The organism is Streptomyces sp. NPDC054796 (assembly GCF_053611545.1).
Window position 1 is genome coordinate 96,985 of record NZ_JBSHAO010000002.1, and the last position, 13,369, is coordinate 110,353.

General features: G+C 72.8%; 7 protein-coding genes. 3 read left to right on the forward strand and 4 right to left on the reverse strand.

What is annotated here, in order from left to right:
- The first annotated feature begins 282 nt into the window (after positions 1-282).
- On the forward strand, positions 283-5,628 hold the full coding sequence (locus tag ACWGJ2_RS02235; protein ID WP_453344019.1) for a type I polyketide synthase: 5,346 nt from the start codon (positions 283-285) through the stop codon (positions 5,626-5,628).
- 28 nt (positions 5,629-5,656) lie between these two features.
- Here ACWGJ2_RS02235 and ACWGJ2_RS02240 read toward each other — a convergent pair whose 3' ends face one another.
- From ACWGJ2_RS02240 to ACWGJ2_RS02250, 3 genes are all read right to left on the reverse strand, one after another.
- On the reverse strand, positions 5,657-7,114 hold the full coding sequence (locus ACWGJ2_RS02240) for an eCIS core domain-containing protein (protein ID WP_453344020.1): 1,458 nt from the start codon (positions 7,112-7,114) through the stop codon (positions 5,657-5,659).
- 171 nt (positions 7,115-7,285) lie between these two features.
- A complete protein-coding gene (locus ACWGJ2_RS02245; RefSeq protein WP_453344021.1) occupies positions 7,286-9,010 on the reverse strand; it encodes a hypothetical protein in 1,725 nt (574 codons plus the stop codon).
- A 4-nt stretch (positions 9,011-9,014) separates the two neighbouring features.
- Complete coding sequence (locus ACWGJ2_RS02250) at positions 9,015-10,865, reverse strand: flavin-containing monooxygenase (protein ID WP_453344022.1); 1,851 nt, start codon at positions 10,863-10,865, stop codon at positions 9,015-9,017.
- A 180-nt stretch (positions 10,866-11,045) separates the two neighbouring features.
- Here ACWGJ2_RS02250 and ACWGJ2_RS02255 point away from each other — a divergent pair, with 180 nt between their 5' ends.
- A complete protein-coding gene (locus ACWGJ2_RS02255) occupies positions 11,046-11,696 on the forward strand; it encodes a TetR/AcrR family transcriptional regulator (RefSeq protein ID WP_453344023.1) in 651 nt (216 codons plus the stop codon).
- Between the two features lie 81 nt (positions 11,697-11,777).
- Here ACWGJ2_RS02255 and ACWGJ2_RS02260 read toward each other — a convergent pair whose 3' ends face one another.
- Positions 11,778-12,698: a DUF2690 domain-containing protein gene (locus tag ACWGJ2_RS02260; protein WP_453344024.1), complete on the reverse strand. Its 921-nt coding sequence runs from the start codon at positions 12,696-12,698 to the stop codon at positions 11,778-11,780.
- 134 nt (positions 12,699-12,832) lie between these two features.
- Here ACWGJ2_RS02260 and ACWGJ2_RS02265 point away from each other — a divergent pair, with 134 nt between their 5' ends.
- Positions 12,833-13,351, forward strand: a complete 519-nt coding sequence (locus tag ACWGJ2_RS02265; protein ID WP_453344025.1) for a peptidoglycan-binding domain-containing protein — start codon at positions 12,833-12,835, stop codon at positions 13,349-13,351.
- Positions 13,352-13,369 lie beyond the last annotated feature (18 nt).

Below are 13,369 nucleotides of genomic sequence, written 5' to 3' on the forward strand. Positions count from 1 at the left end.
CGTCGGACACCTCTGAGCCCGTACGGCGGTCTTCAACACCTTCACGTGGTCCACAGGGCCGGAGCCATTCCGGGCCCCTGGTCCAGGGGTTTGTGACGTCGGACACCTCTGAGCCCGTACGGCGGTCTTCAACACCTTCACGTGGTCCACAGGGCCGGAGCCATTCCGGGCCCCTGGTCCAGGGGTTTGTGTGGAAGGGCCATGCCCCGCCCGGCCGACGAGGCCCGGGGCTGGCGTGCGCCATCGGTCCGCGATGGCCGCCGCACGTGAGAGGTACCGCTTATGGAGCAGGAGCAGGGGCAGACGCAGGGGCAGGAGCACGACGGGGCGCAGGCCGAGCCGATCGCCGTCGTGGGGATGGGCTGCCGGTTTCCCGGGGGGATCGACGGTCCGGAGGAGTTCTGGTCGCATCTGGCCCAGGGACGCTCCGCCGTCACCGATCTGCCCGAGGGGCGGTGGGATGCCTACCCCGTCCCGGGCCGGGCTGCGCTGGGCGCTGTGGAGCGGACGGTGCGGCGTGCCTCGTATCTGAGCGACGCCGGTGGTTTTGACGCGGCCTTCTTCGGGATCACACCGCGGGAGGCCGAGCAGATGGACCCGCAGCAGCGCATCGTTCTGGAGGTGGCGTGGGAGAGCCTGGAGCACGCCGGTATTCCGCCACACTCCCTGGCGGGCAGCGACACCGCCGTGATCATCGGTGTCGGGGGCGGTGAGTACAGCCAGTTGCTGCTGTCCGACGCCGAGCGGATCGGCCCGTGGAGCAGCATCGGCGGCGCCTACTGCGCCGTCGCCAACCGGGTGTCCTACGTGCTGGACCTGACGGGCCCCAGTTTCGCGACGGACAGTGCCTGCTCCTCCTCGCTGGTGGCACTGCACGCCGCGTGCCAGTCGCTGCGTTCGGGAGAGGCGGGGCTGGCGCTGGCCGGTGGCGTCAACCTGATTCCCGCGCCGGGGCACACACTCTCGCTGGCCGCCTCCGGCGCCATGCAGCCCGAGGGGTGGAGCAAGCCCTTCTCCGCGACCGCCGATGGGTACGGGCGCGGCGAGGGTGCCGGGGTGCTGGTGCTCAAGCGGCAGTCGGACGCTATGCGCGACGGGGACCGGATCCTGGCCCTGGTACGGGCCTCGGCGGCGGCACAGGACGGGCGCACCAACGGCATCATGGCGCCCAACAGCGAGGCGCAGGCCGCACTGTTGCGCGGTGTGTACGACAGGGCGGGCGTGGACCCGTCGAGCGTGCAGTACGTGGAGGCACACGGCACGGGGACGCCGACCGGTGATCCGGCCGAGGTCGAAGCGGTGGCGGAGGTGCTGGGCGCCGGGCGACGGGACGGTGAGGTGCTGCTCGGCTCGGTCAAGGGCAGCATCGGCCATCTGGAGGCGGGTGCGGGCGTCGCGGGCGTCATCAAGACGGTGCTGGCGATGAGGGAGGCGACCCTGCCCGCCACCGTGGGTCCCGGCGGCGGGGCGGGGGTCGATCCGGAGATCGCGGCCGTGCCCGGGGTGCGGGTGGTGTGCGAACCCACTCCGTGGAAGAACGGCGACCGGCCGCGCAGGGCCGGTGTGTCCAGCTTCGGCTACGGCGGGACCATCGCCCATGTGTGTCTGGAGGAACCGCCCGCGCCACGGCCTCTGCGGCCGAGGACGAACCGCCCGCAGGTGCTCCCGCTGTCGGCGGACTCCCCCGCCGCGCTGGCCGAGGCCGCCGACCGGCTCGCCGCGGCCGTACGGGCGGCGGACGAGCCCCCGGCGCTGGAGGCCGCGGCACACACCCTCGCCGTACGCCGCTCCCCTCTGACGCACCGCGCGGCCGTCGTGGGTGAGGACTGGGACACGGTGACGGGCCGGCTGGAGGCGGTGGCCGCCGGTGAGCCGTGCGACGGTGTCGCGCTGGGACGCGCCACCGAGGCACGGGAGCAGGACCCGGTGTGGGTGTTCTCCGGGCACGGGGCGCAGTGGGCCGGTATGGGCCGCGAACTGCTGCACGGCAGCGCGGAGTTCGCGCAGATGTGCCGTCAGCTCGACCCTGTCTTCCGCCAGGAGGCGGGGTTCTCCCTGCTGGAGGAGCTGGAGGAGGGCCCGTTCACACAGGTGGACCGGATCCAGTCGGTGCTGTTCGCCGTCCAGATGGGGCTGGCCCGGATGTGGCGGGCGCACGGGGTACGGCCCGCTGCCGTGATCGGTCACTCCGTCGGCGAGATCGCCGCCGCAGCGGTCGCGGGTGTGTGGGACGTGGAGGACGCGGTGCGCTTTGCCTGCCGCAGGGCGTCGCTGCTGCGGACGGTGGCCGGTGCGGGGGCGATGGTCATGGTGTCCCTGCCCTTCGACACGCTCCGCGAACAGCTCGCGGGCCGTGCCGACGTGGCCGCGGGGATCGAGTCGTCGCCGGGCTGGTCGGTGGCGTCAGGGGACACGGCGGCGGTCGGGGAACTGGCCCGCGCCTGGCGGGAGGACGGGGTGACGGTGCGGCGCATCGCCTCCGACGTCGCCTTCCACAGCCCCCACATGGAGCCGCTGCTCGACGACCTCGCCACCGCCGCGGCACCGCTGCCGGTGCGTGAGGCGACGCTGCCGCTGTACAGCACCGCGCTGGCGGACCCCCGCGCGCGGACACCGCGCGACCACCACTACTGGCAGACCAATCTGCGTCGGCCGGTGCGCTTCGCCCGGGCCGTACGAGCGGCTCTCGACGACGGCCACCGCGCCTTCCTAGAGGTCTCGGCACATCCGGTGACCACCCACTCCCTGCTGGACACCGTCAACGCGTCCGGCACCGAGGGGGTGACGGTGGCTCACACCCTGCGCCGGAACCGTCCGCAGCTCCAGGAGTTCCTGACCCAACTGGGCCGTCTGCACTGCGCGGGCACGGCCGTCGACTGGGCGTCGTTCCTGCCGCCGCAGGACGTGGTCGACCTGCCCCGCCAGCCGTGGCGGCACGAGCACTACTGGCTGCCCGCGGCGCCGCCGCGGGACACACGCGGCCACGATCCGGTCTCGCACACCCTGCTGGGTACGCGCACCGAAGTGTGTGCCGTTCCGCCCTCCACGGTGTGGACGACGCGGCTGGACGGTGACAGCCGCCCCTACCCGGCGCCGCACGTGGTACACGGTGTGGACATCGTGCCCGCCGCCGTGCTGCTCGGGACGCTGTGCTCCGCGGGCGCCGGTGAGAAGGACACGGAGGAACACCATCTGCGCGAGGTGTCGCTGCGTACGCCGCTGCCGGTGGAGCAGGAGCGGGAGGTCCAGGTCCTGTCGCGCGAGGGCGAACTGACCCTCGCCTCCCGTCCGGCCGACGAGGGGGCCGCCGGTCACTGGATCACCCACACCACCGCACGCCTCGCCGACTCCTCGGCCGCTCAGCGCGAGCCGCGGCTCCCTGGCGAGTTGGACGAGCTGGACGAGCTGGACGAGTCGGCCGACGGCGCGACGCCCATGGACGTGGACGAACTCCTCGAGCTCCTCGCGCCATTGGGCGTCGGCGGCCTCGCCTTCCCCTGGGAGGTGCGGGCCGTCACCCACGACGAGAGTGGCGTGGATGCCCGCGTCCACGCTGCCGACAGCACCACCTGGGCGCCGGTTCTGGACGCCGCGACCACCCTCGCGGCACTGCCGCTGGCCGCGCGGGGTGTCCGTCGGATGCCCACGTTCATCGGGGGCGTCCACCTCAGCGGCCCCGTCCCCCGCGCCGCGCGGGTCCGCGCCCGGCTGCGTCCCGGCACACCCGACACCGTCGACGTGGAACTGTCGTCCGCCGACGGTGCCTCGACGGCCCGCGTCGACGGCCTGCGTTTTGGTGTCCTGGACGCGGCCGAGGATCTGCTGCCCGATCCCAAGAAGCTCCTGCACCATCTCGAGTGGCAGCCTGTGGAGGAGCCCGCCGCCGACGGACCGGCGCCCCGGCTCACCCTGGTGGCGCCACGGCCCTCCCCGGTGGCCGACCGCATCGCCCGGCGGGCCGACGAGAGCGGCATCGCCTGCACCACGACCACCACCCCCGACACCCTCACCACCCGCTCCCTCACCACCGCCGGCGCAGAATCCGGGCATCACCACGTGCTGGTGCTGGCCGATGCCGGGCCCGTTACCGACACCGGGTCCGACCCCGTGGACCGGACGGCCGAGAACCTGGAGCTGCTGGCCCGCACCGCACAGGCGCTTCTCGCGGGAGGCCGGCAGCACACACACCGGCTGTGGGCCGTCACCACCGGGGCCCGCGCCTGCGCCGACGAACAGTCGCTGGCCCAGCGGCCGTTGTGGGGCGCAGGACGGGGCATCGCCTCCGAGCACCCCGAGCTGTGGGGCGGATGCGTCGATCTGGGCGACCCCAGTGACCCAGGCGATCCCGGTACCCCAGGTGACCCCTGCGACGAGGCCATCGACACCGCCGTCGGCCGTCTCCTGCGCCTCCTGCACGCGCCGCCCGAGGAGGACTGGCTCGCGCTCGACGGCCCCGAACCGCAGGCCGCCCGCATGGTGCCCACCCCTCTCACCGCCCCGGCACCTCTACGCTGCGCGCCCCAGGCCACCTACGTGGTCACGGGCGGTCTGGGCGAGCTGGGCCTGCAAGCGGCCCGCCACCTCGCCGCGCGCGGTGCCCGTCGGCTGGTGCTCCTCGGCCGCCGTGGCCTGCCCGAACGGTGTCACTGGCCGGAGCAGACCGACCCGGCGATCCTGCGCTCCATCGGGACCATCGAGGACCTCGAACAGCTCGGCGTCACCGTGCAGCCCCGCTCCCTGGACATCACCGACCCGGAAGCGGCCCGTATCCTCACCCGGCCCGAGGAGCTGGGGCTGCCTCCGGTGCGGGGCATCGTGCACGCCGCGGGCGTCTACAGCGGCCGTGTCATCGACGAACTCGACGAGGGCACGATCCGCACAGCCCTGCACGCCAAGGCCCGGGGCGCCCACACCCTGCACCGGCTCTTCCCGCCCGGCACCCTGGACTTCCTGGTCCTGTTCTCCTCTACCGCGCCGCTCGTCGTCCTGCCCGGCGGCACCGCCTACGCCGCAGCGAACACCTTCCTGGACGCACTCGCCGCACACCGCCACCAGCACACCCCGGACACAGCACCGGAAACAGCACCGGAAACAAAGGCGCTGGCCTGGACCGTGTGGCGCGACACCGGCATGGGCGCACACATCACCCCGCTCGACCACGAGGCCATGAAGGCCCAGGCGTTCGGCGACATCACCGCCGCCGAAGCACTACGTGCCTGGGACCACGCCCACGCGGCCGTCCACCCGCAAACCGTGATCGTGCGGCCCACCCGCGCCGAGACACCACGCAAACCGCTCTTCGAGCACGTCAGCGATCCGGAGGCCGCCGCAGAGGGCGAGGACGCCCCCGAGCAGGGCGCCACGTCCCTGCGCGGTCTCGGCCCGGAAGACCTTCCGCCCGCCGTGGCGGCGGAGATCCGCCGACACGTCGCGACGGAGACCGGCATCCCCGCCGAACGCGTCGAGGACGACGTCCCGTTCGCCGATCTCGGGCTGGACTCCGTCATGGGCATCGCCATCCGCGGCAGCCTGCAACGCTCGACCGCACTCGATCTGCCCGTCACCCTGCTGTGGACCCACCCCACCCCGGCCGCCCTCACCCGGTACCTCACGCAACGCCTCGCCTGAGCGGGGCGCGGCAGGGGACATATCAGGATCAGGGTGCGTATCGCGGGCTGCCGGTGATCTGCGGTCCGTATGCCTGGAGGGTGAACGGGTGTATCCAGCCGGTCTTCCCATAGCTGCGCTGTGCTGCGTTGTCGTGCCGTACGCCCTGTTCGCCCATGAGGTGGGCGCAGTCGGCGCAGGCGGGCTGGGTGGTCCGGATGATCGCCCCCGCGCCGCCGCCGTCGCCCCACACCTTCATGATCCGGCATTCCGCGTGGTTCGCGGTGGTGCCCACGTAGCCGGGACACACCTCCACGGCCGTCGGGAACCAGCCCGGCAGGGCCGCCGTGTTGGCTCTCAGGTCCTCCACGGCGTCCCAGATGTCGTTGAAGAAGGCCGGGCGGTTGGCGGACGACGACGAGAGGTACAGGGTGTTGCCCAGCAGCCCGCACCCCGTGTTGCCCTGTCTGATGTGCCAGATCGACGCGATGGACTCCAGGAAGGACGCCTCGTCGGCCAGGCTGATGGTGGTGTGCTGCGGCGCCGCCTGCGGGGCGAGCGGGAGTTGCGGGGGTGCCTGCTGGACTCCGGGGTGGACGTCGAAATCCTCCTGGAGGATGTCCATCACGTCGTCCCACGAGACACGCTCGTCGTCCTCGGTCAGCACGTCGACCACCAGCTCCACGTACGCCCGCACATCGGGATGGAACTGCTCGACGAGTTCGGTCAGCAGCCCGCTCTGGGCGAGTCTCTCCCGGCTGATTCGCCTGCCACGGGCATCGGTGAAAACGCGCTGCACCGCGTCCGTGCGTGTCGCGCCCCCATGATCCGTGCCGTGCTCGACCGCCGCGGCTCCGGTGCCGGCCGGTGCGGGCCCGGAAACGGCCCGCGCCGCACCGGCCGCCGCCTCGCGCTCGAAGCGGTCTCCGGGGTCGGAGACCGCCAGTCCGTCCCCGGTGTCGGTGCCCGCAACCGGGCCCTGCCGCTGCTGGATGACATGGATCAGCTCATGGGCGAGGGTCTCCTTGTCCGCGCCGCCCTCGCCGATGACGACATGGCTGCCGGAGGTGTAGGCGCGCGCCCCGATCTCGGCGGCGGAGCGCTGCGCCGCGGGGCCGGTGTGCAGGCGTACGTCGGAGAAGTCCGCGCCGAGCCTGCCCTCCATGTCCGCCGACACCGCGGCGTCCAGTGGCCGTCCGGGGCCGCGCAGCACGTCGTGGACGGTGGTGGAGCGCTGCACCGGAGGCACCGGAGGCACCGGAGGCTGGTGGCCGCAGGAGGCGTCGTGGGTGTGCCGCTCGCGCTGGAGCATCCGGATCACCGCCGCGTTGCCCATGGTGCGCTGCAACGCCACCAGTTGCTCCGGCGTCGCCCGGCCGGGACGGTTCGCCGCGTCGTACGCAGGGGCGTTGTCGGGTGTCGTGGACCGGCCTCGGCCCGGGCGGCGGCGTGTGGTGCCGCTACGGGATCCGGCGCTCTTCTCCTCGTCGCGGGCGTGCGCTCCCATGGCCCTGACCTCTCCCCCGGCATCGGCGTCCGCTGATCTCCAGCTCAAGCGTCGGCCGTGCCGCCGTGCGCGGCCAGGGGCCTGCGAACACTCCTCGGGGCAGACCGGCTGCCTTGACGGGTGACCACACCGGTGATCGCTCTTCTCGCCGCAGGACCGGCCGCCCGCGCCTCAGCCCTCCGGTCCGGTGGCGCCGGCCGCGACGGGGGCCAGGCGCAGCACGGTGCCCTCGCCGTTGGCGGACAGGAGCAGCGACCCGTCCGGTGCCGCGGTGAGCCCCGCGAACGCGTGGGGCGTGCCGGGCATGCCGTGGGCGAACAGGGCGGGCCCGGGGCGCGGCCCCGTGCCGGGGGGCGGTCCGACGGGCAGGTCCTCCGCCTCGGTCCTGCGCTCTCCCGTGGTCAGCGAGACCGCCACGAGGCGCCGTCGGCCCGTCTCCACGGCGAACAGGTCGTCGCCCACGACCGCCAGCCCCTGCGGTCCTTCGAGTCCGTCGGCGACGGTGACGGCGGCGCGGTCACCCTCACCCTCCCCCTCGTCGAGGCGGAGCACGGCGCCGCGCCGCTCGTCGCTGACGTGGAGGCGTCCTTCGGCGTCGAAGGCCACGTCCACGGGGTGTCCGAGGCCGTCGGCGAGCACCGTGACGGCGTCGTCCTCGCCGACGGCCAGCACGCGTCCCGCGCCGGTCTCGGCGACGACGAGCGTGCCGTCCGGGCCCTTCGCGATGCCCGTGGGCCGGTTCAGCCCGTGCGTCCGCACGCGTGATTCCCCGCTCGCCGTGTCGTAGGTCCTCACCTCGCCGAACTGGGAGGTGACATGGAGGAGTTCACCGTCGGCGGCGATGCCGTGCGCGAACGGCGCGAAGACGTGGGTGGTCACGACGTCGCGCACGTCGGGCCCGGGCGGTTCGGGGCTGACGACGCGGTAGTGGTCGGCCGCGTACACCGTGCCGCCCAGGCCGACGGTCACACCGTAGGGGCCCGCCAGGCCTCGGGGCACGAGGTCGCGGGTGCGGCCGTCGGGACGCATCTCGGCGATGCCACCGCTGGCGTAGCTGGAGACGAACATCCGGTTCTCCGCGTCGAAGGCCGCGTTGTCCAGGCCCACGACACCGGAGGTGACGACGGTCCGGGAGCCGGTGCCGTGGAGGTCGATGCGGGTGACGATCCCGGACCGGCCGCGCGAGAGCACATGCAGGACGCCGCCCTGGTCGAAGCGGACCGCGACGGGTTCGTGCACGTCCTCCGCGACCAGTTCGGCGTGGCCGCCGTCCGTGGGCACCCGCCAGACCTGGCCCGTCAGCATGTGCGGGTAGTAGAGGCAGCCGTCGGGTCCTGTCTGCATCGCGTTGCCCATGGCGAGCCCTCCGGCGAGTTCCGACGGGGCCGCGCCGCCGGAGCATGCGTCGGAGCCACCGTCGGCGCCGCCGTTGCCGCCGCCATCGGGGAACAGCTCCAGCAGGCGGCCGTCAGGGCGCATCTCGTTGACGAACAGCCGGTCGCCCACGCAGGTGATGCCGTTGGGCACCCGCACCTGGTCGGAGACGACCGTGTACTCGCCCCGGGGGCTGCGGCGCCACACGATGCCGGGCACGAGGTCGGCGATGTACATCGAGCCGTCCGCGCCGAAGGCGAGGTCGTCGGGCGACCGGACGGGGCCGTCCATCGGGACCACGACCTCGATGTCGGCGGTCGCGGGGTCGACGGCGCTGATCTGTCCGGCCAGGTACTGGGCCACGTAGAGACGGCCGTCGGGGCCGAACGCGACACCGTTGGATCCCCACAGCGGGTTGGCCTCCAGGAGCCGCCGCACGCGCCGGCGGGTGCCGGACGCCGGGCCGGCACCCGCCGTGTCCTGCCCGTATCTGCTCGGCGGTGTCGCCATGTGCTCCGCCATCCGTTCAGGCACCTTCCTTGCCGGTCCCGGCGAGGACGTCGGTGATGCCGCCGTTCTCGCGCCACTCCTTGAGGAGGGCGTGGAAGGCGACGGGGCCGTCGCCGAAGGCGCGGAGGCCCCGGCGCGGGTTGCCCTCGTTGTTGTAGTAGCCGGGGGTGCACTCGGCGTGGAACTGGTACAGGTCCACTGCCTTCTCGCGGAGCGTGCGCTGCCAGCCCTCCTCGGCGTCCGCCGTCGGCTCGATCTCCCGCGCACCGCGCCGACGGGCCTCGGCGACGACGTGGGCGACATGGCTCGCCTGCTCGTCCAGGATGTGCACGTAGTTCACCGAGGCGGCGTTCTGGAGCGGGCCGAGCTGGAAGAGGTTGGGGAAGCCGCGCGTGTAGAAGCCGTGCAGGGTGCGCGGGCCCTGGGCCCATGCCTCGAAGAGGTTGACGCCCTGCCGCCCGGTGACGGGGATCGCGCCGGACAGGATCCCGGAGGCGCCGACCTCGAAGCCGGTGGCGAAGATGACGCAGTCCACCTCGTAGGAGGTACCGCCGACGACGACGGCGTTCTCGGTGATCTCCTCCACGCCGTGGGTGTCGGCGGTGTCCACAAGGGTGACGTTGGGCCGGTTGAACGTCTGGAGGTAGTGGTCGGAGAAGGTGGGCCGCTTGCACATGTAGCGGTACCAGGGTTTCAGTGCCTCGGCCGTCACGGGGTCGGTGACGATCTCCTCGACGCGGGTGCGGATCTCGTTCATCTTCGCGAAGTCGGCCAGCTCGTAGGCGCGTTCACGCTCGGCCTCCGGCAGCTCCCGCCCGTCGTGGGTGCTCGGGATGAGCTTGCGCTGCAACCGAGCGGTGCTGGTCCAGCCGTCGTCGACGAGGTCCTCCTCGGCCTGGCCGCCGGTGACCAGGGTGAGGAAGTTCTCCATCCGCCGCCGCTGCCAGCCCGGCTCCAGGGTGGCCGCCCACTCCGGGTCGACGGGCCGGTTGGCGCGCACGTCCACCGAGGAGGGGGTGCGCTGGAACACGAACAGGTGCTCGGCGTCCGCGCCGAGGTGGGGCACGCACTGGATGGCGGTGGCGCCCGTGCCGATGACGGCGACGCGCTTGTCGGCGAGCTTGTGCAGGTTTCCCTCGGCGCTGCCACCTGTGTAGGCGTAGTCCCAGCGGCTGGTGTGGAAGGTGTGCCCGGTGAAGGTCTCGATCCCGGGGATGCCCGGCAGCTTCACCTCGCTCAGCGTGCCGGAGGCCGTGACGACGTACCGGGCCCGGACGCGGTCGTCCCTGTCCGTGCTCACCACCCACTCGGAGGTGTCGTCGTCCCAGTCCAGGCCGGTCACCAGGGTCTGGAAGCACACGTCGCGGTACAGGTCGAAGTGGCGCGCGACGGCCCGTGCGTGCTGCCGGATCTCCTCGCCCGGCGCGTACCGCCACTTCGGTACGTAGCCGACCTCCTCCAGCAGCGGCAGGTAGATCGACGCCTCGATGTCGCAGTGGATGCCCGGGTACCGGTTCCAGTACCAGGTGCCGCCGAAGTCAGAGCCCTTCTCGATCACCCGGATCGACTCGACCCCGGCCTGCCGCAGCCGCGCCCCGGCCAGCAGCCCGCCGAAGCCGCCGCCGACGACGACCACCTCGACCTGGTCCGACAGCGGCTCGCGGGTGAACCCGCCGTCCGCGTAGGGATCCTCGTCGTAGTACCCGAACTCGCCGGTGACGCGCTGGTACTGGCGGCTACCGTCGGGCCGGATCCGGCGGTCCCGTTCCGCGCGGTACCGGGCCCGCAACGCGTCGAGATCGAGGCCGAGTCCGGCCTCCCGCACGTCGCGCGGATTCGGGTCGGCCGTGGTGTGGGGGGCGGACATCCAGGCTTCCTTCCCTCGGGGGAGACGCGCCCGACTACGCGCGCGGAGCGCGGACGTCAGGGCGGATCCGCAGCGTCGCATAAATTTTTCTCACCGTGCAACATTTCCCCATGGGTGATTTTCCGCCTAGGTTGGGCCCTCCGGATTGCCGTCGGCCATCGGATCTAAGCTAGGGCGGTCATGAGCACTGGCCTGCGTGAACGCAAGAAGGAAGCGACGCGTCGTTCCCTGCACGACGCCGCCGTCCGCCTCGCCCTGGAGCACGGGGTGGAGAACGTCACCGTGGAGGCGATCGCCGATGCCGCGTTCGTCTCCCGCCGCACGTTCTCCAATTACTTCGCCAGCAAGGAACAGGCGCTGTTCCACCGCGACAGAACGCAGGTGGCCAGTCTCGTCGCGCACGTACGGGCCCGGCCCGACGACGAACCGCCGGTGCGGGCGCTGCTGCACGCCGCCGAGCGGATGCGCGCCGAGAGCGCGGAGCGCGACCGGGACGCGGGACGCGACGGGGAAACCGGACACGGCGGGGGCACGGAGCGCGGGGGCACGCGGCGCGTCGTGGACGGGAAGCAGTACCAGGAGCTGCGCCAGCATCCGGCCCTGCTCAGGGAACTGGCCGCCACCTACACCGCGATCGAGCGCGATCTCGCCTCGGCCCTCGAACCACGGCTCCCCGCGGGGCCCGACGCGGCCCTGCACGCCCGGATGCTGTCGGCGTCGTTCCTCGCGCTGCTCCGCGTCTGCGGCCAGGAAGCCTCGGAGAACCCCGACCGCGACCCGCTGGACCTGCTGCGCCAGGCCATGGAGCTGACGAGCCAGGGCACGTCCTGACGGAGCACCTGACAGGGTGCCTGACGTGGTATCTGACGGGGCCGCTGCCCCGGGCGCGGGCCCTCGTGAGCCCCGCCCCCCTCACGACGGCACCGGGGACGCCTCGGGCAGCGGTGTGCTGCCGCCGAAGTCCGTGCACCCCTTGTCCCCCGACTTCAGCTCCCAGCACGCCTTGACGTCCTGCGGCGCTGGCGCCCCCAGCATGAAGGTGAAGGCGGCCAGGTTGGCGTCGTCGGGCACGGTCTCGTCGTAGGTGCGGCCGTCCTCGCGTACCAGCTCGATCCGGTCGCCGGGATGCGCGGACTTGATACGTGCCCACGCGGCACGGCACACACTGCTGTAGCGGACCTCCACATACGACTTCTCGGGCTGCTCCGCCGCCGAGGTCCACGCGTCACCGCCGCAGCCCTTGTCCACGGGGTCCTTGCCGTCGCACGTGGAGCCGTGGCACTTGGCCTTCACGCCCTTGACCGGCTCCTCGGTCGACGTGGCACCCCCGGCGGCCCGCTGTGCGCCGCCCTCGTCGTCCCCCGTCGAAACCCCGACGATCACCCCTGCCGCGGTGACCACCACGCCGACCGCGAGCGCCGCGAGGAGCAGCCGGTTGCGGGACGGCCTGCCGCGCGCCCCGGTGCCGCCGACGGGCCCCGCGCCCGCCGGACTCGGCTCCTCCCCCGCAGGGCCCGGTTCCTGCCGCGCCTCATCGGGGCCGCCGGACGCGAGCGCCCTGCCCCGGCCGCTCCAGGCGGCCTCGGCCAGTTCCCACAGCGCCAGGAGCCGTGCGGCCTCCACGTCCGGCCTCGCGGCGAGCGCCTGCACCGCCTGGAGCGGCGGGAGTTGGCCGCCGTTGAGATACCGCTCCCAGGACGACTTGCTGTACGCCGTGCTCCTGGCCAGCTCCGCCAGGCTGATGCCCAGCGTGTCCTTCGTACGCCGCAGCTCTTCGACGAGGCGCCGCACATCCGGCTCCAGCGTGTCGGGCAGCGCCTTCCAACCGTTCATCTCCTCGGTCCTCTTTCTCTCGGGCTCGCACGGTTCTCTGGTTCAATTCCGGGTGACGGCGCGGCGGACGAATGCGCGGACGACGGGGACAACCGGATCGACGGGGACGACGGGAAGGTCACATGTCCTTGCGGATGGCACGCACACTCACCGTCCTGCTGGCCCTGACCGGCTGCGCGGGAGGCACCCAGGAAGACGGGAGTCGGCCCTCCCCCTCCGAGCGCCCGGAGCACCGGTACGTGAGCGGGGGCGGTGCGCTCGCCGACGACTGGTCGGACGAGGGGCTGCTCGGGGAGAATCTGCCGGCGCACAGCGATCTCGTGGCCATGTGGCAGACGGTGCTGTGGTCGGACGGCTACCTCAAGCGCCCGGGAATCGACTGCCACTACGCCAAGGCCACCCGTGAGGCCACCCGCACCTGGCAGGGCAACCGTTCCCTTCCGGCCGACGGCATCGTCGGCCCGCAGACGTTCGCCGCCGCCGGGGAGCGGCTGGTCCGCCGCGAGGGCATGGTGATCTACCGGGGCGAGCAGCACTCCGTGTCCTTCCGGCGCGCGGACGACGGCAGGTACCTGGTGGAGGACTCCGGCACCTACAAGCCGCTGCGGCGGGACCGGGCGACGCTGGAGGTGTGCGCGAAGGCGAAGGGCTGAGCGGGTCCTCGCCGGTGA

Bases quoted from the DNA above. Each gene is read 5' to 3' on its own strand.
- ACWGJ2_RS02235 (WP_453344019.1), top strand. From the start codon at position 283: ATGGAGCAGGAGCAGGGGCAGACGCAGGGGCAGGAGCACGACGGGGCG.
- ACWGJ2_RS02245 (WP_453344021.1), bottom strand. From the start codon at position 9,010: ATGGCGGAGCACATGGCGACACCGCCGAGCAGATACGGGCAGGACACG.
- ACWGJ2_RS02265 (WP_453344025.1), top strand. From the start codon at position 12,833: ATGGCACGCACACTCACCGTCCTGCTGGCCCTGACCGGCTGCGCGGGA.
- ACWGJ2_RS02250 (WP_453344022.1), bottom strand. From the start codon at position 10,865: ATGTCCGCCCCCCACACCACGGCCGACCCGAATCCGCGCGACGTGCGG.
- ACWGJ2_RS02240 (WP_453344020.1), bottom strand. From the start codon at position 7,114: ATGGGAGCGCACGCCCGCGACGAGGAGAAGAGCGCCGGATCCCGTAGC.
- ACWGJ2_RS02255 (WP_453344023.1), top strand. From the start codon at position 11,046: ATGAGCACTGGCCTGCGTGAACGCAAGAAGGAAGCGACGCGTCGTTCC.
- ACWGJ2_RS02260 (WP_453344024.1), bottom strand. From the start codon at position 12,698: ATGAACGGTTGGAAGGCGCTGCCCGACACGCTGGAGCCGGATGTGCGG.